22 protein-coding genes are annotated in these 24789 nt (G+C 69.6%); 10 read left to right on the top strand and 12 right to left on the bottom strand.

Features of this window, described 5'->3' with window-relative positions:
- Together KDH83_RS15815 and KDH83_RS15810 are read left to right on the top strand one after the other, a co-directional pair.
- Positions 1–934 (top strand): dihydroxy-acid dehydratase (locus tag KDH83_RS15815; RefSeq protein ID WP_212317543.1); only part of this gene is annotated, 934 nt, incomplete at its 5' end.
- Between the two features lie 97 nt (positions 935–1031).
- A complete protein-coding gene (locus KDH83_RS15810) occupies positions 1032–1715 on the top strand; it encodes a GntR family transcriptional regulator (RefSeq protein WP_212317540.1) in 684 nt (227 codons plus the stop codon).
- Positions 1716–1800: 85 nt separating this feature from the next.
- Here the strand turns inward: KDH83_RS15810 and KDH83_RS15805 are convergent, their stop codons facing one another.
- A complete protein-coding gene (locus KDH83_RS15805) occupies positions 1801–2709 on the bottom strand; it encodes a LysR family transcriptional regulator (protein WP_212317538.1) in 909 nt (302 codons plus the stop codon).
- A 140-nt stretch (positions 2710–2849) separates the two neighbouring features.
- On the opposite strand from KDH83_RS15805, the gene KDH83_RS15800 reads away from it, so the two are divergent.
- Together KDH83_RS15800 and KDH83_RS15795 are read left to right on the top strand one after the other, a co-directional pair.
- Complete coding sequence (locus KDH83_RS15800; RefSeq protein WP_212317536.1) at positions 2850–3812, top strand: 3-hydroxyacyl-CoA dehydrogenase NAD-binding domain-containing protein; 963 nt, start codon at positions 2850–2852, stop codon at positions 3810–3812.
- Positions 3809–4678, top strand: coding sequence for a 3-keto-5-aminohexanoate cleavage protein (locus KDH83_RS15795; RefSeq protein ID WP_212317527.1), 870 nt, complete (start codon positions 3809–3811; stop codon positions 4676–4678). Before KDH83_RS15800 ends, KDH83_RS15795 begins: the two co-directional genes overlap by 4 nt.
- A 46-nt stretch (positions 4679–4724) precedes the next feature.
- Here the strand turns inward: KDH83_RS15795 and KDH83_RS15790 are convergent, their stop codons facing one another.
- Positions 4725–5822: a crosslink repair DNA glycosylase YcaQ family protein gene (locus KDH83_RS15790; protein ID WP_212317547.1), complete on the bottom strand. Its 1098-nt coding sequence runs from the start codon at positions 5820–5822 to the stop codon at positions 4725–4727.
- Entirely contained in the window at positions 5819–6565 is a 747-nt protein-coding gene (locus KDH83_RS15785) for an SDR family oxidoreductase (protein ID WP_212317525.1), read from the bottom strand. Before KDH83_RS15785 ends, KDH83_RS15790 begins: the two co-directional genes overlap by 4 nt.
- Positions 6566–6659: 94 nt before the next feature.
- On the opposite strand from KDH83_RS15785, the gene KDH83_RS15780 reads away from it, so the two are divergent.
- The gene (locus KDH83_RS15780) at positions 6660–7154 is read left to right on the top strand and encodes a DUF2938 family protein (protein WP_212317523.1); all 495 of its coding nucleotides are present in this window, start codon (positions 6660–6662) and stop codon (positions 7152–7154) included.
- Here KDH83_RS15780 and KDH83_RS15775 read toward each other — a convergent pair.
- Positions 7151–7585 carry a helix-turn-helix domain-containing protein gene (locus tag KDH83_RS15775; protein ID WP_212317521.1) on the bottom strand — a complete coding sequence of 145 codons (435 nt, stop codon included), beginning with the start codon at positions 7583–7585 and terminating at the stop codon, positions 7151–7153. The two genes, KDH83_RS15780 and KDH83_RS15775, sit on opposite strands and share 4 nt — an antisense overlap.
- An 80-nt stretch (positions 7586–7665) precedes the next feature.
- Between KDH83_RS15775 and KDH83_RS15770 the strand changes: the two genes are divergently transcribed.
- Complete coding sequence (locus KDH83_RS15770; protein WP_212317519.1) at positions 7666–8892, top strand: MFS transporter; 1227 nt, start codon at positions 7666–7668, stop codon at positions 8890–8892.
- A gap of 99 nt (positions 8893–8991) precedes the next feature.
- Here KDH83_RS15770 and KDH83_RS15765 read toward each other — a convergent pair whose 3' ends face one another.
- Positions 8992–9507 (bottom strand): DMT family transporter, encoded by a 516-nt coding sequence (locus KDH83_RS15765; protein ID WP_212317517.1) that lies wholly within the window; start codon positions 9505–9507, stop codon positions 8992–8994.
- A gap of 93 nt (positions 9508–9600) precedes the next feature.
- On the opposite strand from KDH83_RS15765, the gene KDH83_RS15760 reads away from it, so the two are divergent.
- Positions 9601–10497, top strand: a complete 897-nt coding sequence (locus tag KDH83_RS15760; RefSeq protein WP_212317515.1) for a LysR family transcriptional regulator — start codon at positions 9601–9603, stop codon at positions 10495–10497.
- 105 nt (positions 10498–10602) lie between these two features.
- On the opposite strand, the gene KDH83_RS15755 is transcribed toward KDH83_RS15760, so the two are convergent.
- The 4 genes from KDH83_RS15755 to KDH83_RS15740 all read right to left on the bottom strand — a co-directional run bounded on the left by KDH83_RS15755 (position 10603) and on the right by KDH83_RS15740 (position 16539).
- Positions 10603–13770: a tetrathionate reductase subunit A gene (locus KDH83_RS15755; protein WP_212317545.1), complete on the bottom strand. Its 3168-nt coding sequence runs from the start codon at positions 13768–13770 to the stop codon at positions 10603–10605.
- A 76-nt stretch (positions 13771–13846) separates the two neighbouring features.
- A complete protein-coding gene (gene nrfD, locus KDH83_RS15750; RefSeq protein ID WP_212317513.1) occupies positions 13847–14881 on the bottom strand; it encodes an NrfD/PsrC family molybdoenzyme membrane anchor subunit in 1035 nt (344 codons plus the stop codon).
- Positions 14882–14899: 18 nt separating this feature from the next.
- Positions 14900–15670, bottom strand: a complete 771-nt coding sequence (gene dsrO, locus KDH83_RS15745) for a sulfate reduction electron transfer complex DsrMKJOP subunit DsrO (protein ID WP_212317511.1) — start codon at positions 15668–15670, stop codon at positions 14900–14902.
- 263 nt (positions 15671–15933) lie between these two features.
- Positions 15934–16539 (bottom strand): DNA-deoxyinosine glycosylase, encoded by a 606-nt coding sequence (locus KDH83_RS15740; protein ID WP_212317509.1) that lies wholly within the window; start codon positions 16537–16539, stop codon positions 15934–15936.
- 202 nt (positions 16540–16741) lie between these two features.
- On the opposite strand from KDH83_RS15740, the gene KDH83_RS15735 reads away from it, so the two are divergent.
- Positions 16742–17602 carry a pirin family protein gene (locus KDH83_RS15735; RefSeq protein ID WP_212317501.1) on the top strand — a complete coding sequence of 287 codons (861 nt, stop codon included), beginning with the start codon at positions 16742–16744 and terminating at the stop codon, positions 17600–17602.
- Between the two features lie 75 nt (positions 17603–17677).
- Here KDH83_RS15735 and greB read toward each other — a convergent pair whose 3' ends face one another.
- From greB to KDH83_RS15720, 3 genes are all read right to left on the bottom strand, one after another.
- Complete coding sequence (gene greB / locus KDH83_RS15730; RefSeq protein WP_212317499.1) at positions 17678–18229, bottom strand: transcription elongation factor GreB; 552 nt, start codon at positions 18227–18229, stop codon at positions 17678–17680.
- Positions 18230–18293: 64 nt separating this feature from the next.
- On the bottom strand, positions 18294–19139 hold the full coding sequence (locus KDH83_RS15725) for a 3',5'-nucleoside bisphosphate phosphatase (protein ID WP_212317497.1): 846 nt from the start codon (positions 19137–19139) through the stop codon (positions 18294–18296).
- A gap of 101 nt (positions 19140–19240) precedes the next feature.
- Positions 19241–20176 carry an alpha/beta hydrolase gene (locus KDH83_RS15720; RefSeq protein WP_212317495.1) on the bottom strand — a complete coding sequence of 312 codons (936 nt, stop codon included), beginning with the start codon at positions 20174–20176 and terminating at the stop codon, positions 19241–19243.
- A gap of 263 nt (positions 20177–20439) precedes the next feature.
- Between KDH83_RS15720 and cfa the strand changes: the two genes are divergently transcribed.
- Both cfa and KDH83_RS15710 read left to right on the top strand, forming a co-directional pair.
- On the top strand, positions 20440–21639 hold the full coding sequence (gene cfa / locus KDH83_RS15715; RefSeq protein WP_212317494.1) for a cyclopropane fatty acyl phospholipid synthase: 1200 nt from the start codon (positions 20440–20442) through the stop codon (positions 21637–21639).
- A 572-nt stretch (positions 21640–22211) separates the two neighbouring features.
- Positions 22212–24789: SpvB/TcaC N-terminal domain-containing protein (locus KDH83_RS15710; protein WP_349291635.1), on the top strand; the 2578-nt coding region annotated here is incomplete at its 3' end.

The following is a 24789-nucleotide window of genomic DNA, read 5'->3' as shown; positions in this document are numbered from 1 at the left end:
GCGCGTGCTGCTGGCCATCGGCGGCTCGACCAACGGCATCGTCCACCTGACCGCCATCGCCGGCCGCCTGGGCATCGACATCGACCTGGCCGGCCTGGACCGCATGAGCCGCGAAACGCCGGTGCTGGTGGACCTGAAGCCCTCGGGCCAGCACTACATGGAAGACTTCCACCACGCCGGCGGCATGCCCGCGCTGCTGCGCGAGCTGCGGCCGCTGCTGCACCTGGACGCGCTGACGGTCTCGGGCCGCACGCTGGGCGAGGAGCTGGACGACGCGCCCGCGCCCTTCCCCCAGGACGTGATCCGCAGCCCGGCCGCGCCCATCTATCCGGTGGGCGGGCTGGCCGTGCTGCGCGGCAACCTGGCGCCCGGCGGCGCCATCATCAAGCAGTCGGCCGCCAACCCGGCGCTGATGGAACACGAAGGCCGCGCGGTGGTGTTCGAGGACGCCGAGGACATGGCCCGCCGCATCGACGACGAAGCGCTGGACGTGACCGCCCAGGACATCCTGGTGCTCAAGCGCATCGGCCCGACCGGAGCGCCCGGCATGCCCGAGGCCGGCTACATGCCGATCCCCAGGAAGCTGGCGCGCGCCGGCGTCAAGGACATGGTGCGCATCTCGGACGGCCGCATGAGCGGCACGGCGGCCGGCACCATCGTGCTGCACGTCACGCCCGAGGCCGCCATCGGCGGGCCGCTGGCCTATGTGCAGAATGGCGACCGCATCCGCCTGTCGGTGGCGCGCCGCGAGATCGCGCTGCTGGTCGAGGACGCCGAGCTGGCGCGCCGCATGGCGGCCGCGCCCGTCGCGCGGCCCACGGCCGAGCGCGGCTACCGCAAGCTCTTCATGCAGACCGTGACGCAGGCCGACCAGGGCGTGGATTTCGACTTCCTGCGCGCCGGCGCCACCCGCGACACCGTGCCCAAGCCGTAGTGGCCGGCCCGCGCCAACCCGCTGCACGCGCCTAGATCACAGCCCGAGCACCACAGCCCGAACGTCACCGCCCGAACCCCCAGCCCGACCGCCGATCATGAACGCCATCTCCCCCGACGACCACGCAGAACCCGCCGCCGACGCGCTCGCGGACGCCCAGGCCGAACTGGAAGAGGACATCGTCTTCGGCCGGCTGCATCCGCGCCAGCGCCTGACCGAGGACGAGCTGATGGAGCGCTTCGGCCTCAAGCGCCACGCGGTGCGCCAGATCCTGGCAGAACTGGAAACGCTGGGCGCGGTGGAGAAGAAGCGCAATATCGGCGCGGTGGTGCGTGCCTTCTCGGCGCGCGAGGTCATGGAGCTGTACGCGCTGCGACAAGTGCTGGAGGTGCATGCCGCCAGCCAGATCCCGCTGCCCGTGCCGCAGGCGCGGCTGGCGGCGCTGGTGGCCGTGCAGCGCGAACACGATGCGGCGGTCGCCGACGGCGACGCGCGCCGCGTGTTCCGCAGCAACCAGCGTTTTCATCGCGAGCTCTTCGGCCTGCTGGACAACGCGGTGCTGGGCCAGGCCATCGAGGAATACGCGCGCCGCACCCATCCCATCCGCTTCGGCTCGCTGGCATCGCCCGGCTATCGCGAACGCGCGCGCCAGGAGCACTGGGCCATGATCCACGCCCTGCGCGATGGCGACCGCGACGCCCTGATGGCGCTCTGCCGCGACCACCTGCTGCCATCGCGGGACGCCTACCTGGCGGCGGAGCAGGCGCGCGCGCAGCCTTGAGCTGGACGGCCATTCGCGCTGTCAACGGCTCCCGACGTGCTGTCCCGGAGGGACACCGCCACCAAATCCACGTCGAGCCAGCGCGCTAGCGCGGCTGCGCGGCTAGATACTCGCGCAACGTGCGCACCAGCGCCATCGCCGCCGGCGACAGGCTGCGGCTGCGCGAGGTGACCAGCCCGATCGAGCGCTCGGCCACCGGCCCGATCAGCGGACGCTGCACGATGCCGTTCTGCGCCACCGCGCCCGCCGCGATCTCGGGCAGCGCCGCCACGCCGAAACCGCATTCCACCATGGAGACGATGGTGGTCAGGTGCTCGGCCTCGAAGGCCGGCGTGAAGCGGATGCGGTTCTGCAGGAAAGCCCATTCGGTGTACTGGCGCACGCTGCTCGGATGCACCATGGACACGTGCTCGGCGCCAGCCGTGTCGGCCCAGCGCAGCGGGCCGCGCGCCTTGGCCAGCGGATGCGCCTCGGGGATCAGCAGCAGGAAGCTGTCTGACATCAGCGGCACGTAGTGCAGGTCGGCCTGCTGCGGGTCGGCCGCCGTCAGCGCGAAGTCCACCTCGCCGGCGCGCACCAGGTCGAAGGCCGGGCCCGACAGCGTGTCGCGCACTTTCAGCGCCACCTGCGGATGGGCCTGGCGATACGCCATCAGCACGCGCGGCAGCAGGCGCGCGGCCAGCGACGGCAGCGCCGCCACCGACACCTGCCCCTGCTCCACGCTGGCGATGCCGCTGACGGCGGCGATGGCGTCGCGGAACGCCGCCTGCAGCGAGGCGGCCTGCTGCATGAAGACCTCGCCCGCCGCCGTCAGGCGCACGGTGCGCGTGGTGCGGTCGAACAGGCGCACGCCCAGCGCGTCCTCGATGCGCTGCACCTGGGTCGACAGCGCCGACTGCGACAGGTGCAGCTGCGCCGCCGCCTGCCGGAAGTTCAGCGTGCGGCCCAGCACCAGCGTGGTGTCGATGTCGCGCATCGACAGGTTGATCTGCATGTCCGCCCTCGCCCGCCCTATTGATCGAATTTAAAGATCATTCTATCCAAAAAATCTGATTCATCAATCAAACAAGCTTCTCTACACTCGGCCCCCATTGCAGTGGCGCAAGCGGCGCCAGGACAGACTAGGAGCAAGCCATGCAGATGGACGCCAAGGCGCTGCCCAATCCGGGCGCGGCGCATGCGGTGGTGGTGGGCGGCGGCACCATGGGGGCCGACGTGGCCGTGGTGCTGACGCGCGCGTCGTGCCGCACGACGGTGATCGAATCCAACCCGGACCGCGCCGCCGCGCTGCCGCAACGGGTCGGCGAGAACCTGGCCCAGATCGGCCGCGAGGCCAACCTGCCGCGCCTGGCCGTGACGGCCGGCCTGGACCAGGTGGACTGGGCCAGCGTCGACCTGGTGATCGAGTGCATCCCCGAACGGCTCGACATCAAGCAGGCCCTGTTCGCCGACCTGGCGCGCCGCGCGCGCCCCGACGCCATCCTGGCCAGCAACAGCTCCAGCTTCCCGATCAGCGCCATCGGCCAGGGACTGGACACGCGCGAGCGCATGCTGGGCCTGCACTTCTTCATGCCGGCGCACCTGGTGCCGCTGGTGGAAGTGGTGATGGCCGACGCCAGCGACGAAGCCTGCGCCGACGCGCTGATCGCCTTCATGAAGCGCTGCGGCAGCGTGCCGGTGAAGGTGCGGCAGGACCTGCCGGGCTTCCTGGCCAACCGCCTGCAGCACGCGCTGTCGCGCGAGGCCTTCGACCTGATCGATCGCGGCATCGCCTCGCCCGAGGACGTGGACGCGGCGGTGCGCTTCGGCTTCGGCTTCCGCTTCCTGGCGGCCGGCCCGGTCATGCAGCGCGACCACGCCGGCATCGAGGTGCACGCGGCCGCCGGCGCCACCATGTACCCCACGTTCTGCAACTCGGACCGCCCGGCGCGCTGCCTGGCCGAGCGCGCCGCCGACGGCCGCCATGGCATGAAGGCCGGCGAAGGCTTCTACGCCTGGACGCCCGAGACCATCGCCGCCGAGCGCGCGCGCTACGCCCGGCTGCTGCGCGCCGGCCTGGACCTGATCGCGCCCGAACTGCCGGAGATCCAGCCATGACCGCCGCCACCGCCCCCAAGCCGCAGGCGCCGCGCCTGCCGCTGGCCGAATCCCCCGTCATCATCACCGTGGCGCCCAACGGCGCCTACAAGCAGGCCGCCGACCATCCCGCCGTGCCGCTGACGGCCGAGGCGCTGGGCCGCGAGGCGCGCGCCTGCCTGGACGCCGGCGCGGCCATGATGCACATGCACGTGCGCCGCCCGGACGGCCGCCACCTGCTGGACGCCCAGGCCTATCGCGACGCGCTGGCCGCGGTGCGCAAGGCGGTGGGCGACGAGCTGCTGGTGCAGGTGACCAGCGAGGCCGCCGGCGTCTACCGCGCCGCCGAACAGATGGCGATGGTGCGCGAACTGGCGCCCGAGGCCGTCTCCGTCGGCCTGCGCGAGATCGCCGTGCCAGAGATCCCGGAAAGCGAGCTGGCGGCCTTCCTGGCATGGCTGGCCGAGCGCCGCGTGCTGACCCAGATCATCCTGTACGACGAGGCCGACGTGCGCCGCTGGCAAGCGCTGCGCCAGCGCGGACTGGCGCCGGCCGGCGCCTGGTCGGTGCTGTTCGTGCTGGGCCGCTACAGCGCGGGACAGACCTCGTCCGCCCACGATCTGCTGCCTTTCCTGGCCGCCAGCGACCATGCGCTGCCCTGGGCCGTCTGCGCCTTCGGGCCGGAAGAGAACGCCTGCGTCACGACCGCGGCGGCCTTCGGCGGCCACATGCGCGTGGGCTTCGAGAACAACCTGAAGCTGCGCGACGGCGCCATCGCGCCGGACAACGCCGCGCTGGTGCGGCAGGCGGCCGAAGGCGCGCGCGCCCTGGGCCGTCCGCTAGCCAACGCGGCCGACGCGCGCCGGATCTACGGCGCCATCGCCTGAGCGAACGACGCGCAGTAGCCGGCAACGGCATCAGGACCCGACGGCATCAGCGCGCCGCGAGGAACTGCACCATGCGCTGCAATTCCTCGTCCAGCGCGCCGCGGAAGGCTGCGCCCCTGGGCGCCGCGCCGGCCACATAGCCGAACGCCGGCTCCACGCGGCCGTCGCGCGCCGGCAGATTGGCCCAGCCGATCACCCGGCCCTGCCAGAGCATCGGCAGCGCGTAGTAGCCGAACTGACGCCGGGCCGGCGGCGTGTAGGCCTCGAACTTGTACGTCCAATCCCAGAACAGCGTGAAGCGGCGCCGGTCCCAGACCACGGGATCGAAGGGAGCAAGCAGCCGCAGCCGCTCGTCGAACGCGTAGCGGCGCGAGCGCGGATTCTCGTCGGCGGGCCAGTACCAGACGGTGCCGTCGATGCGGCAGCTCGCCAGCTGTTCGCGCGCGCGCCGCAACGCCGCCTGGATCGGCGCCGCCAGCTGCGGCGCGCCGTAGCCAAGCAGGCGCGCCAGATAGGTCAGGCTGGCGGCCGGCAACGGCGCGTACTTGCGCACGACCAGATCGACCAGGGCCTGCGCGCGCCGGGCGCTGGCGGCCGGGCCGTCCTCGGCGGGCGGATGCGCCACCGCCTCGTAGACGCGCGTGCCGCTGTCGCGCCGCTTCACCCGCAACAGGCCGCGATAGTGCATGTCGTCGAGCAGCTGCGTGCTGGCGTTGCTCGAGCCGCCCCAGTAATTCTTCACGCGCCCATGCGCGAAGTGCTGATCGACCTCGCGCGGATGCACCGCGCCGCGCGCCCGCACGAAGTCCAGCACATCGGCCGCCTTGCGCCGCGTCTCGGCGCTCCAGGCCTTGCGCGCCTGGCGCGGATGCATCAGGACCAGGTGCTCGCGCGGCAGGAAACCGTAGTTGACCAGGCAGTCCTCATCGATCGCCAGGCGCGCATAGCGGCTTTCCAGATCGCCGGCGCGGTAGTCCTTGACGCGGTGGCGCAGCGTCAGGTCCTGCGCCCGCGCCGGGGCGCGGATCGGATCGGCCTGCACGAAGCCCAGGCGGCGGATCGCCGCCGGCAGCGTGGTCGGGGTGAACAGGCTGCGGGCGACGGCGTAGCGGCGCAGGTCTTCGAGGCTGGGGTCCATGGTCAGATTCCGCCGCTCACGTCGAGGATGGCGCCATTGGCGTAGGTCGCTTCGTCCGAGCAGAGCCACAGCACCGCGGCGGCGATTTCCTCGACGCGTCCGCCCCGGCCCATCGGCACGCGCGCGGCCACGCGGTCGACACGGTCCGGCTCGCCGCCGCTGGCATGGATCTCCGTGTATATGGACCCGGGGCGCACGGCGTTGACGCGTATGCCCTCGGCGCCGACCTCCTTGGCCAGCCCGATGGTCATGGTGTCGAGCGCGCCCTTGGACGCCGCATAGTCCACGTATTCGCCAGGAGAACCCAGGCGCGCGGCGGCCGAGGACACATTGACGATGACGCCGCCCGCGCCGGCGTGCCGCGTGGACATCCGGCGCACCGCCTCGCGGGCGCACAGGAAGGGGCCGACCACATTGGCCTGCATGATGCGCTGCAGCCGCGCGGCGTCCATCTGCTCCACCCGCATCTGGGTTTCCAGGATGCCGGCGTTGTTCACCAGCGCGGCGACGGGCCCCAGCTCGCGGTCCGTGGCGCTGAACAGCGCCAGGATGCCGGCTTCGGTCGACACATCCGCGCCCACGGCGACGGCGGTGCCGCCCTTCGCGCGGATCGCGTCGACCACCGCCTGCGCGCGATCGGCGCGCGACTTGTAGTTCACGCACACGGCATAACCGCGCGCGGCCGCGAGCGCGGCGACGGCGGCGCCGATGCCCCGGCTGGCGCCGGTCACGATCATGACTTTCTTCATTGCTGTGTTTCCTGCCCGTGGGAATGAGTAGGGATGGAGGAACCGTGCAGGGTTGATAATAGCCATCCATTCAAGCAGCGGAAAGAAAAGCCATATGGGCAGCATGATCATCGCAGGCGTACTCATCGGCCTGATCGCCACGGCCCTGTCGGATCTTTGGGCGGTGTTCCTGGAAAAGGCATTCAAGGTGCCGAACTACGGCTTCGACGTCGTCGGCCGCTGGATCGGACACATGGCGCGCGGGCAGTTCCTGCACAAGCCGATCTTCGCCTCGCCGCCGATTCCCGGCGAGAAGATCATCGGCTGGATCGCGCATTACGCGCTGGGCGCAGCGTTCGGCTTCCTGCCCATCCTGCTCGGCGGCGGCGCGGGCTGGGTTGCCGATCCGACGTGGCTGGCCGCGATCGGAGCGGGCCTGCTCACGCTCGCGGTGCCCTTCTTCATCGTGGTTCCCGCGTTCGGCATGGGCGTGCTCTGTGCGCGCGCGCCGGATCCCTGGGCGGCGCGCCGCCAGGGCGTCATCGCGCACCTGTACTACGGCGTCGCGCTGTACATCGCCGCGGTACTCGTGGCGATGCTGATGCGCTAGGCAACTCTCGACGTGAACGCGCCCTGGGCCGCCGCCCTGGCGTGCCTGGATCTGCCCGCGGCGGCCTTGAGCAGGCGCTGAAACGTCGGGCATTGCGCGTGGTTGGCGGCCGGGCATTCGGCGGCATGACGCAGACCCTGGCTCATCGCGCGCAGGCGCTTGATGGTCGCGTCGATCTGGTCCGCCTTGGCCAGCAACACCTGTCTGTCCACCCGAGGGCTCCCATCGACTGGCAGCATGGCGCTGATCTCGTCCAGCGACAGCCCTCCGGCCTGTCCGAGCGCAATCAAGGCCAGCTGATCCAGCACGTCGGGCGCGAAACGCCGTCGCTCGCCCGCCTGGCTGACCGCCGTGATCAGGCCTTTCTTCTCGTAGAACCGCAAGGTGGAGGCAGGCAGGCCCGTGCGCCGGGCAACTTCCGAGATATCCATGAGGCGTCGCTTGACTTGAAGTTGACTTCAACTTCTATCATGCCTGCGCATTCGGATCTCCGCAATCGAAAGGAAGGGAAATGATATCGACGGACGCAACGGCAAGGCAGGCCCGGACCGGGACCGGCGCGGCGCGGGCCATCCCGCTATCAGTCCATCTGCTTGCCCTCAGCCTGTTTGCAATGGGCAGTGCCGAGTTTCTGATGGGAGGCATACTCCCGATGATCGCGGCCGATCTGCGCATCACGCTGCCGGCCGCGGGCGCATTGATCTCTGCGTTCGCGGTGGGCGCGCTGATTGGCGGGCCTCCATTTGCCATTATGGCGCTGCGCTGGCCCGGCCGCCGCACCCTGTTCCTCAGCCAGATGGCCTTCATGGCCGCGACGATAGTCAGCCTGCTGGCGCAAGGCTACTGGCCCATCCTGGCCGCCCGTTTCGCGATGGGCCTGGCCTATGCCTGCTTCTGGGCGGTCGCGGCGGCAATGGCCGTGCAGCTCTCGCCGCCCGATCGGCGCGCCAAGGCGCTTGCCATCGTCGTCAGCGGCTTGACCGCCGCCATGGTCATCGGCGGACCCGTCGGCACATTCATCAGCGATGCGGCCGGCTGGCGCGGCGGCTTCTGGGCGGTGGTGGCGGTGACGGCGATATCCGCGGTGGCCGGCCTGGCCGCGCTGCCGGCAAAGACGCCCGGCCAGGCCGCCGTGCCGGACCTGGGCACGGAACTGCGTGCCATGCAGCGTCCCGCTCTTTGGGTGGCCTATGCCACGACCATGGTCACCACGGCGGCCTACATGGGAACGTTCGGCTACCTGGGTGCCCTGCTGCTGGACGTGAGCGGTGTCGCCGCCGCCTGGCTGCCCGCCGTGCTGACCCTGTTCGGCGTCGGCGCCTTCGTCGGGCTGACGATTGGAGGCCGAACCGCCGATCGCCACCCGTTCCGCACGCTCGTCACGGGAACCGTCGGCCTGATCCTCGCGTCCGCTGCCATGGCGCTGTTTGCCTCGCATCGGGAAACCGCCATCGCACTGGTATTCCTCCTCGGCCTGGCGGGCTTCCTGCTGAACCCGGCGGTCTGGGTTCGCGTCTACACCTTGGCGCCAGATGCGCCGATGCTCGCGGGAGCCACGAACTCATCCGCCTTTCAGGCCGGCCTGACGCTTGCGCCGCTGCTCGCGGGCCTGCCGCTCAGCCTGGGCCATGGCCTGCCCTCGGTGGGCTGGATCGGCGTGGCGCTGGGCGTGGCCGCGCTTGGCTTGGCATTCCTGGACAGACGGTTGAGCGGCCAGGGAACTCGCAACAGGTCGTGATAGATCTGTCCGAGGGCCGTCGAACGACGCGTTGCATCGGGAAATCGGTCCAGGCATGCGACAGGCCGGGAAACAAGCGCGACCTGCCTGATACGGTTCTCAGCGCTGTTCCACCGGAACTGAACCCGCAATCGGCGGCGGGGCGGCAACGCTGTGCGCCTGCACGATGCCCGCCCCGACCAGGATCAACCCCACGCCCACCAGACGCCCCAGCGCGATGGGCTTGGGCGCCAATCCCATCAGACCGAAATGGTCGATCACCAGCGACGCCAGCATCTGCCCCGCCATCACGCTGACGATGAAGCTGGCCGCGCCCAGCTTGGGCGTCAACACCAGCGCCGCCGTCAGATAGGCCACGCCGGCGACGCCGCCCAGCCACAGCCATGCCGGCCCCTGGACCGCCGCGCCGACCGTGGGCGCCGGCACCCGCATGACGAACAGCAGCGGCAAGACCACCACCATGCTGACGAGCAGCGACGCCAGCGTGGCCCATAGCGGATGACCCAGCATGCGCCCCAGCGCGGCATTGCTGCCGCCCTGGAAGGGCACGGCGGCGCCGGCCAGCAAGGCAACGGCCATGGATAAAAGACTGGAAAGAGACAAGGACCCGTTCATGGCAGGCGCTCCAATGAAATCAGCAAGGACTTCATCGTGATCCATTCTCATGCCGAATGGAAATTCTAATTCTGCACATATATTATTCGTGGGATGGATGATCTTCGCCGCATCGACCTCAACCTGCTGTTGACGCTCCAGGCGCTCCTGGCGGAAAAACACGTCACCCGCGCCGCATTGCGCCTGTACAAAAGCCAGCCGGCGGTGAGCCACGCGCTGGCGCAGCTGCGCGACATCTTCCAGGATCCGCTGCTGACGCGTCAGGGCGGCGGCATGGCCCTGACGCCGCGCGCGCGGGAACTGCAGCAACCGCTGGAAGCAGCGCTCGGGCAACTCAACGCGCTGTTGCACCAGGGCGAATTCGACGCCTCGCTGGCGGTGCGCCGCTTTCGCCTCGCGCTGTCCGACTATGCGGCGCACCTGCTGCTGCCGCCGCTGCTGCGCCGGCTGCGCGCCCAGGCGCCCGGGATAGACCTGGCCATCAGCCAGGCCAGCCGCGAGGCCATGCTGGCGCAACTGGCCGACGGGGAAATCGACCTGGCGCTGGGCGTCTTTCCGGACGCGCCCGGCGACATCAAGCGCGAGACGCTGTTCGAGGAACACTTCGTCAGCGTTGCCGACCGGCGATCGCAGCCCCCCAAGGGCGACCTGCCGTTGCCGCAATGGCTGGAGCGCCCCCACGTCCTGGTCGCGATGCGGCCCGACGCCGAAAACGAGATCGACGCCGCGCTGAAGGCCCAAGGCATGCGCCGGCATGTCGCCCTGACGCTGCCACACTGGAGCGCATCGACGGAAGTGCTGGCCGGGACCGACCTGATCCTGACGGTTGCCAGCCGCGCCCTGGCGAAAGTCGCCGCGGGCAAGGCCTTGAGACAGTTCAAGCCGCCCTTCGATCTGCCGTCATTCTCATTCCAGCAGGCATGGCACGGCAGGCGCGATTCCGATCCGGCGCTTTGCTGGCTAAGAAGCGTCGTGATCAGCTGCTGCTAGCGCGGATTGACGCGGGCTGGCGCCGCCAAGAAACCGGGTGAGAACGAAAACAGGCGCCGCCCACGCGGGCGGCGCCTGTACTCATGAACGAACCAACAGATCCGTCTAGACGCGCTCGATCCTGGCCGGCAAGCCCTGCCGCACCGCCGCGCCCGATACCCAGTCGATCCACACGTTGGCATGCGCGCCGCGCGTGGGATCGCCGAAGCCCAGGTCGTTCAGGTTCACGCCGGCGGCCAGCGCCGGGTTATGCGGCATGGCCTTGCCGTCGACCACGTGCTCGCGCGCGCCCAGCTCGGTATGCCCGTAGCCATGCTCGATGCCCACCGCGCCCGGCTGGATGCCGTCGCGCAGCAGCGCCAGCCCGATCACCGACCCGCCCGGCGTGACGATGCGGACCTTGTCGCCGTTGCGCAGCCCCAGCCGCTCGCCATCCTGGCGGTTGATCGACACGGGGTTGTGCGGATGCACCTGGCGCAGCCGGTCCACGCCGATCGAGATCGAACTCATCAGGTTGGACTTGAAGGAGCTGAGCAGGAAGGGCCAGTCCTGGCGCGGATATTCGGCGCGCACGTCGCGGCCGTCGGCCAGGCGCGCCGGGTACCAGGTCGGGCAGCCGCTGTAGCGCTCGCCGGTCATGGCGTGGCGGAAGCCCGCCAGCTCCTCGCTCCAGACCTGCAGCGGCTTGGCCCAGGCCTGGCGCGTCTGGCCGGCCTCGGTCCAGGCGTCCTGCATGCGGTCGAAGCGCCCGCCCCGGCTCATCAGCATCGCCACCTGGCGCCATTCGCCCGGCTTGAGCTTGGCCTGCAGCAGCGCGGCGTAGCGGTCCACGCCGGTCAGCGCCATGTCGTCGTCGCTGGCCTCGGGCACGGGCTTGCCGGCGGCGTAGGCGATGTTGGCCATGCCGCGCAGGAAGAAGTCCTCGGGCGTGTCCAGCGCGTACTTGGCGCCGTCCTTGTCCGTGATGGCGCCGGCGCCGAAGCCCGGCATGCCCAGGCGCTTGGCACAGGCGATCAGGAAGGTTTCCAGGCACACCGGCTCGTCCGTGGCGGTGCGCGCCACGCGCGGCTGCACGGCGGGCCAGCGCACGGTGGAGGCCTTGGCGATCACGTCGGCCCAGGGCGCGGACATGCCCCAGCTTTCATAGGTCACGGTGTCCGGCACGATGTAGTCGGCCAGCGCGCTGGTCTCGTTGATGAACGGATTGATCGAGACGGCCAGCGGCAGCGCGCGCGGATCCTTGAGCTTGTCGGCCAGGGCCTGGCGAAAGCCCGCGATGCCGTAGACCGGATTGCTCATGTGGTTGAACCAGACCTTGGCGCGGTACGGGTAGCCCGCCAGCGCCGAGGCCAGCATTTCCGAGCTGAGTCCGCCGGTGGCCGGATACCAGGGCGCGGCGGCCGGATAGGCCGGCTGGCCCGCCGCCTTCTTGCGCTTGAACTCGCTCGACTTCTCGTAGGGGAAACGATTGCGCGACAGGCCCACGCCCTTGGGCGTGGCGCGGTTGGCGAAGCCGGCGATGTTGTAGCGCGGGCCCGCGCCATAGGGCGGGAACGGACCGGCGTCCAGCACCAGCCCGCCCTCCACGTTCAGGTTGCCGACCAGCGTGTTGAGCATGGCGATGGCATAGGCGGTGTAGAAGCCTGCGCCGCTCATCGTGCCGCCGTGGGCATCGGCCACGGCGCGCTTGCCATAGCTGGTGAAGCGCTTGGCCAGCTCGGCGATCTTGTCCGCCGGCACGCCGCAGAGCGCGGCGTACTCGTCCAGCGTCTTGCGACGCGCTTCCTCGCGCAGCAGCCACAGGGCGCTGCGCACGGCCAGCGCGCCGGGCGCGCCATCCAGGCCGGGCGCCGCCACGGCGTCCTCGACATACAGCTGCGCCTCGGCCGCGACGGTGTGCGGCGCCAGCGTGCCGTCGGCCAGGCGCACCACATACACGTCTTCCCATTTCTCGTCGGCGTCGGCCGGCTTGGCCCAACCGAGGTCGGCGCCGCGCAGGAAGCTGCCCATGCGCGGATGGCCGGGTTCGGCCACCACCAGGTGGGTGGAATTGGTCCAGGCCGCCTCGCCGGCCGCCTTCATGGCCTGCGGGCCGGGCTGGGCCAGCGCGCGCGCGTCGTGGCGCTCGTTGTCCAGGATCCAGCGGATCAGGCCCATCGCCAGCGCCAGGTCGCTGGCCGGGTTGACCGGCACCCATTCATTGCCCGAACCGGCCGACAGGCTGGACGAGGCCGGCAGCACGGGCGACACCACCACATACTGGAAGCCCTCTTCCTGCGGCCGCGTGCGCGCTTCGGCCAGCTGCCGCGCCTGGCGCTGGAACGGGTTGCCGGCCTGGGCCGGCGCCGCGCCGATGAACAGGCCGAAGCGCGCGTTGTCCCAATCCGGCTTGCCGTGCGGCATGCCCTTCAGGTCGCCCAGCGCGGCGCCCGCGCCCACGCGGAAGCTCTGCCCGCAGTACGAACCGTGGTTGCCAAAATTGACCGTGCCGAAGGACTGGCCGGCGAAGCGCTGGATCAGCGGCGTGCGGCCCTCGTTCGACGCGTCGGTGAACAGGAACTGGTTGACCTTGGCGCCGTACTCCGGGTTGGCCGGATCCAGCGGCGTCTCGCGGTCGTGGATCGCGCGCAGGCCGTCCACATGGCCCTCGCCGAACAGGTCGCCGCCCTCGCACACTTCCTGCACCAGCTGTTCGAAGGAGATGGTCTGCCACTTGCCGGCGCCGCGCGGGCCGACGCGCTTGAGCGGCTGCAGCACGCGATACGGGCTGTGCAGCTGTTCCAGCATGGCCGAGCCGCGCGCACAGGACGTGGCGCGGCCTTCCAGGCCGTTGTCGCCGCCCAGCTGCGCGTAGACCTCGCGCACCGGCGTTTCCATGGCGGCCGGGCGCGTGGTGGCCAGCGGATGATAGGGATTGCCGGCCACGCGCAGGATGCGGTTTTCCTTGGCGTCCACGCGCAGGCGCACGCCGCATTGCGTCCAGCAACCCAGGCAGCTCGACGGGCTGACCGTCTGTCCCGGCTGGGCGCTCAGCACGCCGGAGACCGGGTCGATGCGGAACTCGGGCGTCAGCGAATTGCCGCGCACCGCATGCGCCGTGGGCGTGCCGGCCGTGCCCTGCGCCAGGCCCTTGACGGCCTTGACCACGGTCTCGCCGTAGCCGGCGGCGAACGCGGCCATGCCGCCCGCCACCACGCCGCCGCGCAGCATCAGCTTGCGCCGGGCTTCGTCGCGCGGCTGTTCCTGGGTCGATTCCGGCGCGTCCTGCGCCATGCCGGGCTTGCCGGTCTTGTCGTCTTCGTGTTGCTTGTCCATAGCTACTCTTTCCTCAATCCTTGCTGCCGCCGGCTCAGGCCGACACGCCGCGGTCGCGGGCCGGGAACAGTTCCAGCGCGTAAGTCACCGCCGCGACCAGCGCCACGCACAGACCCAGCACGCCCGCCATGCCCAGCAGCCCGTCGCTGCCCCAGGGCATGTCGTACAGGTACAGGCCGGCGCCATACTTGGGCACGCCCTGCACGCTCATGAACACCACCCAGCGGAAGATCCAGGCCGCCGCCAGCATGGTCAGCGCCAGCGCGCCCGAGGCCAGCGGCGTGGCCAGCGCGCGGGCCGGCTTCTGCAGCAGGCCGACGATGCAGAAGCCCGTGGCGACCGCGCCGGCCAGGCTGATGCGCCAGATCGGGAATTCGCGGAACAGGCGCAGCGCGGCCTCGAACGACGGGTCCACGCCCAGCAGGCCCAGCACGGCCCAGGCGCCCGCGCCCAGCGCCATCAGCACCACCGCGCTCAGGCTGAGCTGGCGCAGCATGTCCACCGGCAGCGCCTTGAGCCCGCCGGGCAGCCAGCGCGCCACCAGGAACATGGCGCCCAGCGCGCCCAGCCAGGCGGTCAGCGCGAAGTTCACCGGCAGGAACACCGTGTGCCACAGCGGCCGCGAGCGCAGCACCATGACCTCGGCGCCGGTGTAGACCAGGATGGACACGGCCGACAGGGCCAGCGCCACGCCCAGCAGGCGCATCAGGCCCGTGCGGCCCCACCACCAGGCCGCGCCGAACAGCACGGCCAGCCCCACGAAGCAGGGCAGCAGCAAGGCGCCCAGCCACATCCACGACCAGGGCGTGGCATGCGCGTAGAAATGCCAGAAGCGGCCCGGCTGGTGCAGGTCGGCCAGCAGCGAGATGGGCGCGGCGATGGCGCTGACCAGCAGCACCGCCACCGCCGAGGGCAACAGCCGCCGCGCCGGCGAGCCGGGCCGGCCAAAGGCCGCGAAGGCCGCCGTCAGCGCCGTCGTGGCGCTGATGCCGACCAGGAAGAAATACTGCACGGCCCAGGGTAGCCAGGCGGCGTCGTAGACCGGCGTGAGCAATTCAGAAATCTGCATGAAAATCCCCTTCCCGTCTCAATGTCCGCCGGCCAGGCGCACGCCGCCCTGCCCGTCCACCTGATGCACGAACGCGTCGGGCAGCCCGATGTAATAGACGTGCGGATCGGTCTTCATCTCGGGCTTGAGCACCTTGATGTCGGCCTTGTTCTCGGCCATCAGGCGCGAGATCGCGCTGTCCGGATCGTTCAGGTCGCCGATGATGCGCGCGCCGCCCACGCAGCTTTCCACGCAGGCCGGCAGCAGGCCGACCTCCAGCCGGTGCTCGCAGAACGTGCACTTGTCGGCGGTCTGGGTCTCGTGATTGATGAAGCGCGCGTCATACGGACAGGCCTGCACGCAGTAGGCGCAGCCCACGCAGCGCTCGTTGTCGACCAGCACGATGCCGTCCTCGCGCTGGAAGGTGGCTTGCACCGGACAGACCGGCACACAGGGCGGGTTGTCGCAGTGGTTGCACAGGCGCGGCAGCATGACCATGGCGGCCTGCCCCTGGTCGGGCACGACCTCGTACTGCAGCACGGTGGTGCGGAACTGCCCAATCGGCGGCTGGTTCTCCAGCGAACAGCTGACCGTACAGGACTGGCAGCCGATGCACTTGCGCATGTCCACCAGCATGCCATAGCGCTTGCCGGCCATGCCCGGCCGCCGAGGCGGCTGGCCGTTGATGCCGGGCATGGCCTCGGCGTGTATCGGTATGACGGTGGCCGCGGCCCCCAGCCCGAGCAATCCCTTCAGGAAGCCTCGCTTGCCCGGGAGAGGGGTTTCCGGGGGGCTTGGGGGGGTACGCATATGCTTCTCCGTGCTTTCAGCTAGTTGTAGGAATTAACTTATCACCGGGAGTTATATAGAGCGTTGACCTGGATCAATTCGGGGACGGAATAGCGGGAAAAACGCAGTCCGGCCACGCCTGGACGCACGTGGACGCACGTGGACGCTCGCGAATGCCCGGCGACGGGCGACGGGCGACGGGCGACGGATGACGTGTGACGGTCACGGACGGCGGCGGGCGGCGGCAGGCCGGCACCTGCCGGAAAGGCAACGGGCGTGGGCGTTCAGCCCTGCCCGTCAGGCAGGCTCAAGCCGGGCCTCCAGGCGGCCAGCTTCTGCTCGTAGCTGATGGCGGCATGCGCCGGGCTGGTCGACGGCAGGTCCAGGCAGACGAGCCGGCCCGCCAGCGCGGCCGGCAGCGCTGGCAGCACCTGGCGCCGGAACAGGCTGGCGGCCTTGCCGCCGTTCAGGCAGACGCGGCGCAGGTCGGGATGCGCGCGCAGGAAACCGGCGAAGTCATTGGGCACCGCGTTGCGGATGTCGGCGTCCAGGCTGCCTTCGCGCTCGCAGCCTTGCAGCACGTCCCACAAGGCCACGCCCGCCCGCGTCAACTGCTCCAGCCGCGAGGCGTAGTCCAGCGCCGGATCGAAACCCAGGATCTCGGCCGCGATCGGCCAGAATGCGTTGCGCGGATGCGCGTAATAGCGGCCCTGGCGCAGCGAGATGGCGCCGGGCATGGAGCCCAGCACCAGCACCCGGGCGTGCGGCGCCGTCACCGGGGCGAAGCCTTGCAGGACCAGCGCATCCGCCGGCGCCGCGCCGTCCCGCGCACGGCGCGCGGCCTGGCTGGCGGGCCGCTCGGCGGCAGGAGCGCTGTCTGTCTTTTTCATGCCGCAAGGATAGCGCGCCGTTCGCGGATGCCGATCGCCGGACGCCGGACGCCGGAAGCCCGATGCGCGATGCCGGCCCGTGATCGTCCGATGGATGGAACGGTGCTTGCCAACGGCGGCACTACCGCCATGCCCGGGCCGCCCTTATCTTCTTACTCATGACGAACGGCCCCGCAGGGGCCGCGCAACAGGAACTGACATCATGAAGAAGATCCTCGGCCTGCACGCCAGCCCCCGTCCCCACTGGGTGGGCGACGGCTTTCCGGTGCGCTCGCTGTTTTCGTACAACGACAAGGACAAGGCCACCAGCCCCTTCCTGCTGCTGGACTATGCCGGCCCGGCGCATTTCGAGCCGGCCGAGCGTCCGCGCGGCGTGGGCCAGCACCCGCATCGCGGCTTCGAAACCGTGACCATCGTCTACAGCGGCGAGGTCGAGCACCGCGACTCCGCCGGCAACGGCGGCGTCATCGGTCCCGGCGACGTGCAGTGGATGACTGCCGCCTCGGGCATCCTGCACGAGGAATTCCATTCCGACGCGTTCACGCGCCAGGGCGGCGAACTGGAAATGGTGCAGCTGTGGGTCAACCTGCCCGCCAAGGACAAGATGGGGCCGGCCGGCTACCAGGGCATCCTGGCCGCCGAGATCCCGTCCGTGGACCTGCCCGACGGCGCCGGCACGCTGCGCGTGATCGCCGGCAGCTATGCGGGCCACGCCGGGCCGGCGCGCACCCATACGCCGATGGATGTGTGGGACGTGCGGCTGGCGGCCGGCAAGTCGGCGCATTTTCCGCTCGCCGCGGGCCGCAACAGCATGCTGGTGGTGCTGCGCGGCACGCTGCTGGTCAACGGCGCATCGGTGGCGCGCGACGCGCAGCTGGCGCTGTTCTCGCGGGACGGCGAGGACATCACGGTCGAGGCCAACAACGACGCCGTCTTCCTGGTGCTGTCGGGCGAGCCGATCGACGAGCCGGTGGTGGGTTACGGCCCGTTCGTGATGAACACGCAGGCGGAAATCGTGCAGGCCTTCCAGGACTTCCAGTCTGGCCGGTATAGCCAGCACTAGAAACCTCCCTCAACCTTGCGCTTCCCTGTGGCGCCCCCGAAAAGGGCGCCACAGCTGCTGCATGCCCGGCGGGCATCAACCCGGATACCGCACTTCCAGGATATCCAGTTCCTCGATGCCGCCCGGCGTGCGCAGCACCACGGTGTCGCCTTCCCTGGCCTTGATCAGCGCGCGCGCCACGGGCGAGATCCAGCTGATCTTGCCGGCCAGCGGCTCGGCCTCGTCCACGCCGACGATGGTGACGGTGTGGTCCTCGCCGGCCTTGTCCGAGTACAGCACGGTGGCGCCGAAAAAGACCTGGTCGCGGTTGGGCTGGATGGCGGGATCGACCACTTCGGCGATGTCCAGCCGCTTGGTCAGGAAGCGCATGCGGCGGTCGATCTCGCGCAGGCGCTTCTTGCCGTAGAGATAATCGCCATTCTCGGAGCGGTCGCCATTGGACGCCGCCCAGGACACCACCTGCACCACCGAGGGCCGCTCCACGTTCATCAGGTGCGTCAGTTCGCCGCGCAGCCGCTCGTAGCCATCGGGCGTCATGTAATTCTTGGTGCCCGCCGGCAGGGCCTGGGCCTGCGGCAGGTCGTCGTCGTCATCGTTGTCGGATTCTTTGACAAAGGCTTTATTCATGGCGGCGGCGCCGCATGGGCGCGATCAGGATCAATGGCGTTGCGGGGCGGACGCGGTGCGCCCGCTAGAACCAGTCGTGCCAGACCGGCTTCAGGTCCGGCGGCAGCGCGGGCAGGCGCCCGAGATCCATCCGGCTTTCCTTGGGGCTGTGGAAGTCCGAGCCGCGCGAGGCCAGGAAGCCATAGCGGCGCGCCACGTCGGCGTATTTGCGGGCTTCATCGGCCGTATGGCTGCCCGTGTTCACTTCGATGCCCTCGCCGCCCAGCTCGATGAATTCGTCGAACAGCGCGGCGAACTGCAGCGGCGTGTACTTGTAGCGGCCCGGGTGCGCGATGACGGCGCGCCCGCCGGCCCCGCGTATCCAGCCCACGGCCTCGGCCAGCGTGGCCCATTGCATCGGCACGTGGCCGGCGCAATCGTCGCCCAGGTACTTGTTGAAGACGGTCTGCACGTCCGGGCAATAACCGGCCTCGACCAGGTAGCGGGCGAAGTGCGTGCGGCTGATCAGCTCGGGATTGCCGGCGAAGGGCAGCGCGCCCTCGTAGGCGCCGGGCATGCCCATGCCGGCCAGCCGCTCGCCGATGCGCTTGGCGCGCTCGGCGCGGCCGGCGCGGGTCTTGCGCAGGCCTTGGTCCAGCGCCACATTGGACGGGTCGAACCGCAGGCCCACGATATGCACAGTCAGGCCGGCCCAGGTGACCGAGATCTCGACCCCGGTGGCGAAGCGCATGCCCAGTTCCTGGGCGGCGCCGGCGGCCTCGGCCAGTCCGCCGATCTCGTCGTGGTCGGTCAGGGCCCAGACGTCCACGCCGTTGGCATGCGCCCGCGCCGCCACCTCGCGCGGCGCGAGCGCGCCGTCCGAAACGGTGGAATGGCAATGCAGGTCGATGTTCAGGATGGGCGAGGTCATGGGGCTATTGTAGAGAAGCGGGAAATTGCTGCACAGCGCCCGACGGCGCCACCGCCCGCCCAGCAGGGCCGGCCGGCGTCCCCGTTTCCCCGCCCGTCGTGTCAGTCCAGCAGGAACGCGGCCACCGGCTCGATCTGCGCGTCCGACATCAGCGTGGGCGCGTGGCCCACGCCCGGCATCACGACCGCGCGCGCCCGCGGATTGCGCTGAAGCATCTCGTCCACGGTGACGGTAGTCAGCAAATCGGACTGTTCGCCGCGCACGATCAGCACCGGGCAGTCCGTGCCCACATAGCACTGCCACAACAGCTGCTCGCCCGTTGCCAGTTCCTGCGGGGTCTGCGCGGCCAGCGGCTGCGCCAGCGCCAGGTCGTAGTGCTTGACCCAGCGTCCCTCCTGCTCGGGATAGACGTAGCGGGCCAGCTGCGCCCATTGCTCGTCGCTGTGCGGCCCGAACGGCAGGGAATCGGCGCGCATCGCGGCCACCGCCTGATCGAAGGAATCGAACTCGCGCGGCATGCCCACGTACTGGCCGATGCGGGCCAGCGCGCCGAGCTCCAGCCTAGGGCCGACGTCATTCAGGACCATGCGGTCGAAACGCAACCCTTCCTGCGCCGACGGCATGCCCGGATGCGGCCGCATGGCCGCCGCGGCGCGTGAAAACGCCGCCGAACCCGACAGCGCCATGCCGATCAAGCCCCCCATCGACGTGCCGACCCACGCCAGCCGCGCCGGCTTCAGGCGCGCGATCAGCGTGACCATGTCCGCCGCGTACTGCGGCACGGTGTAGAACGCGGGATTGGCCAGCCAGTCGGAACGGCCGCGTCCGACCACGTCGGGGCAGACTACGCGATAACGCCCCGCCAGCCGGCGCGCCAGCGCATCGAAATCGCGGCCGGTACGCGTCAGGCCGTGCACGCAGACCAGCACCTGATCATTGGCCGGATCGCCCCATTCCCAATAGGCCATGCGGTGCAGGCCGGCCGGACTGGCGCAGGTGACATATTCCAGGCGGGGTTCCAGGCTGGCTTGCTGCATCGATACGCTCCAAATCGCGAAGATGGCCGGTATCTTATCGGATGCGCCGGATGCACGCCCGCCCCGCTCGCGCCTTTTCCCGACGCGGCGCAAGGGACTTTCAGATTCCTGTGAGGCTTGTGTTGCAGGATATAGTGGTTAAGATTGGTTCAGCCTATCGCCGCCATTCAATCATTGCATTGGATGCGCGCGCGCTTTCAGGCCACAGTAACCAGCTTCACGCCTTGCCAGATCAGTCATCCCCGAATTGATATGGAGTCCACATGGAGCAAAGCAGTCCCACCTCCGTCGATCACGATCGTCATGCTTCCCCGCTGGGCGCCGCCCAGCATGCCGCCCCTCCTCCCGAACCGCCGCGCGTGCTGCAGGACCTGCTGGCCCGCGCCGACGTGCAGCTCAACGGCTCGCGTCCCTGGGACATCCAGGTACATGACAAGCACATGTACGAGCGCGTCTTCACCAGCTGGTCGCTGGGCCTGGGCGAGTCCTACATGGATGGCGAATGGGACTGTGACGCGCTCGACGAACTGTTCACCCGCCTGCTGCGCGCCGACCTGGGATCGGCCGCTATGGGTATCGCGCGCGTCAAGCTGATCGCCGAGCATCTGCGCCACAAGCTGTTCAACCTGCAATCCAAGAGCCGCGCCTTCGAAGTCGGCGAGCAGCACTACGACGCCGGCAACGACGTGTTCGAGGCCATGCTCGACAGCCGCATGATCTATTCCTGCGCCTATTGGGAAAACGCCGCGACGCTGGAAGAGGCGCAGTACGCCAAGCTCGACATGATCTGCCGCAAGCTGCGCCTCAAGCCCGGCGAGACGCTGCTGGACATCGGCTGCGGCTGGGGCGGGCTGGCCAAGTTCGCCGCCGAGAACTACGGCGTGAAAGTCACCGGCGTGACCGTGTCCAAGGAACAGCTGGCGCTGGCGCAGCAGCGCGTGCAGGGCCTGCCGGTGGAACTGCTGCTGCAGGACTACCGCGACCTGCAGGGCAGCTTCGACAAGGTCGTGTCGGTGGGCATGTTCGAACACGTGGGCCCGAAGAACTACGACACCTACTTCACCAACGTGCAGCGACTGATGGCCCCCGAAGGCATCTTCCTGCTGCACACCATCGGCATCGCCGCCACCAGCCAGAGCACCGATCCCTGGATCGACCGCTACGTGTTCCCCAACGGCAAGCTGCCCTCGGCGGTGGAGATATCCACCGCCGTCGAAGGCCGCTTCATCATCGAGGACTGGCACAACTTCGGCGCCGACTACGATCGCACGCTGATGGCCTGGTGGGACCGGTTCCAGCGCGCCTGGCCGCAGCTGGAGGAACGCTACGGCAAGCGCTTCTACCGCATGTGGCAGTACTACCTGATGTGTTGCGCCGGCTTCTTCCGCTCGCGCGAAGGCCAGCTCTGGCAGGTGATCCTGACCCATCCGCAACGCGGCAACACCTACCGTTCACTGCGCTGACATCCCCCCGCGGGCGCCTGGACGGCGCCCGCCACATTCCATACCCGCCGCGGCCGGCGCGGGGCCTTCCAGCCCTGCCCCGGCCGCGGCGCTTGCGCGCCCGCCGTCCGGCCGGCCGGCCGGCCTGAAACCATCGGATTTTCGATAAGAAGCACGATTTTCGAGATTATCCCGCGAGCATGGAATGTCTCAACAAACCTCATCGCGCATTTTTCTTTCGATTATTAATTCACTGGATGAAAGAGTATCCTCCACACCTTTTTAAATAATCCGGACACATACGACATAATCATCCCAACGCCGATTTCATGCATATTCATGAATATCAGATTTTTTTGAAACCCCAATTGACCGGCTTATTTTTTGCATTTAGTGTTCACCCCGTAACTTCCTGAACCACTAGTTACGCATCTCGTCCACAGGGTGACATTCCATACTACGTCCGCCCGCCAGCGACAGAGGCCGCCGCCCGCAAAAGCCGTGTGCCCTGCGCCAAAAACAATTCACTACGCAGCGCTAGGCACGACCGCAGGTACCCCGGGGATTTTCCCCTTGGCATCAGAGGTGACGACGTGGCGACCATACGTGTGGCGGACCTGTCCCTGCCGAAAGGCGGCGGCGCAGTGCGCGGGCTGGCGGTGGACCTGCAATCGCCGGGTTCATCGGGCACGGCCTCGCTGGGCATCGCGCTGAATGTGCCCAAGGCCCGCGCGCTGACGCCCGCGCTCCACGTGAACTATGACTCCGGCGGCGGCAATGGGCCGTATGGCGCCGGCGTGTCGATCGCCATCGCCTCGATCAGCCGCTCCACGGCGGCGGGCGTGCCGTCCTATACCGGGGCGGACGTGCTGGTATTCAGCGAAACCGGCGTGCTGGTGGAAAAAGGGCATTGGAACGCAGGCCGCTGGATCCCCGATGTCCGCACCGAAACCGGGCCGTCCGGAAAATCCTGGCGGGTGCAGGCCTATATTCCGCAACGCGATGCCGCCCTGCCCCTGATCGAGCAATGGACAGCGCTGGACGATCAGGTTTCGCACTGGCGCGTGGTCAGCAGCGACAACATCGAATCGCTTTATGGCGTCAGCGCCTCGGCCCGGATCCACGATCCGGCGGATCCCGGCCGGATATTCCAATGGCTGCTGGAAGAGGTGGCCGACGCCAAGGGCAACCGCGCCCAATACCGCTACAAGACCGACGACGACGCCGCGACAGGCGGTACCAACCGATATATCGAGAAAATCCGCTACGGCAACTATTTTCCCGCTCCGCAAGCCGACCAGGCCTACGCCTACGAACTGGTGTTCGATTATGGCGAGTACACGCTGGACGGGCTGTCGCGCCCCGGCGCCGACCCCTATGCGCCGGTGCGCGCCTGGACCGAACGGCCCGACCCGTTTTCCAGCTTCCGCAGCGGTTTCGAGATCCGCACCCGGCGCCTGTGCCGTGGCGTGCTCACTTTCCTGAACTTTCCGACCGAACTGGGCGCCCTGCCCTGCCTGAACGCCAGCGTCCGCTTCGGCTACGCCGAATCGCCCTACCTGTCCTGCCTGTCCACGCTGCTGTCCACCGGCTACAGCCGGCTGGCCGACGGCGCCTACGAGGAACTGTCGGTGCCGCCGATGCGCTGGGGCTTCAGCGCGTTCAACCCGCCGCCCGCGCCGCGCTTCGCGCCACTGCGGGTGCTGGGCGCGACCGGCCTGCCCGGCTACCTGGCGCCCGGCGCCTACCAGCCCGTGGACCTGCAAGGCGCCGGTCTGCCCGGCTTCCTGCAGAGCGACGGCGTCGTCACGCGCTACTACGAGCCGCTGGGCGACGGCCGCTACGGCGCGCCGATGGCGCCGGCGCGCTTCCCCGACAGCGGCAACCTGGCCGATCCCGCGCTGGCCCTGGTCGACCTGGACAGCAACGGCCAGCTGGAGCTGCTGGTATCGGCCGGCAGCGCCACGGGCTTCTACCGGCATGGCGACGATGGCGGCTGGAGCGGCCGCCAGCCCTTCGACGCCATCCCCACCCTGTACGGCGCCAGCCAGGCCGAGACGGTGGACCTGAACGGCGGCGGCAAGGCCGACCTGCTGTTCACGGGCGTCACCGAACTGCGCCACTATCCCTCGCATGGCGCCGCCGGCTTCGGGCCGGCGCGCAGCGCGCTGCGCCCCGACGGCTTTCCCGCCGCCACGGCGAACACCGAGCAGACCAGCGTGGTCTTCGCCGACGTGTTCGGTGACGGGCTGTCGCACCGCGTGCAGGTCCGCAACGGCGAAGTGGCCGTGTGGCCTTGCCTGGGCCACGGCCGCTACGGCCAGCGCCGGCTGCTGGCCGGCGCGCCGCAGTTCGGCGCCGCGATGTCCGCGACCCGCGTCTATTTCGCCGACGTGGACGGCTCCGGCGCCGCCGACATCGTCTACGCCGCCGTCGACCATCTGCTGGTGTTCCGCAACCAGAGCGGCAACGGCTATTCGGCGCCGCTGCGCGTGCCGCTGCCGCTGCGCCTGTCGCCCACCGACCAGATCTCGTTCGCCGACATCCGCGGCAACGGCACGACCGCCATCGTCATCACCCGCGTCTCGCCAGAGGTGGAACACTGGGCCTGCGACCTGTGCGCCGATCCCGTCGCGCCCGAGTCCGGCGGCAAGCCCTATCTGCTGGCGTCGACCGACAACGGCCTGGGCGCGACCACCACGCTACGGTACGCCAGCTCCACGCGCTTCTATCTGGCGGACAAGCGGGCCGGACTCCCCTGGGCCACGCGCCTGCCCTTCCCCGTGCAGGTGGTCACGGAGGTGCGCAGCGCCGATGCGGTCTCCCAGGTGTCATTCACGCGGCGCTACGCCTATCGCGACGGCTACTTCGATCCGGTGGCGCGGCTGTTCCGCGGCTTCGGCATGGTGGAGAGCTGGGACGCGCAGGCCTATGCGCCCTTCGCCGACACGCCGGACGGCAACTGGCCGACGGCGCGCGTGGACGACGAGCTGCGCGTGCCGCCGACGCGGATCCGGACCTGGTACTGCCTGGGCGCCTATGAACTGGCCCCCGCCGTGGCGGCCCAGAACGCGCGCGCATACTTCCATGGCGACCCGAAGGCTGCGCCGCCGCTGACCAATGTCTTCGATCCCGCCCTCCCCCGCGCCGCCCCCCTGCGCCCTGCCCACG

Source organism: Achromobacter sp. Marseille-Q0513 (assembly GCF_018195695.1).
Classification (GTDB): Bacteria; Pseudomonadota; Gammaproteobacteria; order Burkholderiales; family Burkholderiaceae_B; genus Achromobacter.
Note: the sequence above shows the minus strand (reverse complement) of the source record. Positions and strands in the feature narration are given on the sequence as shown.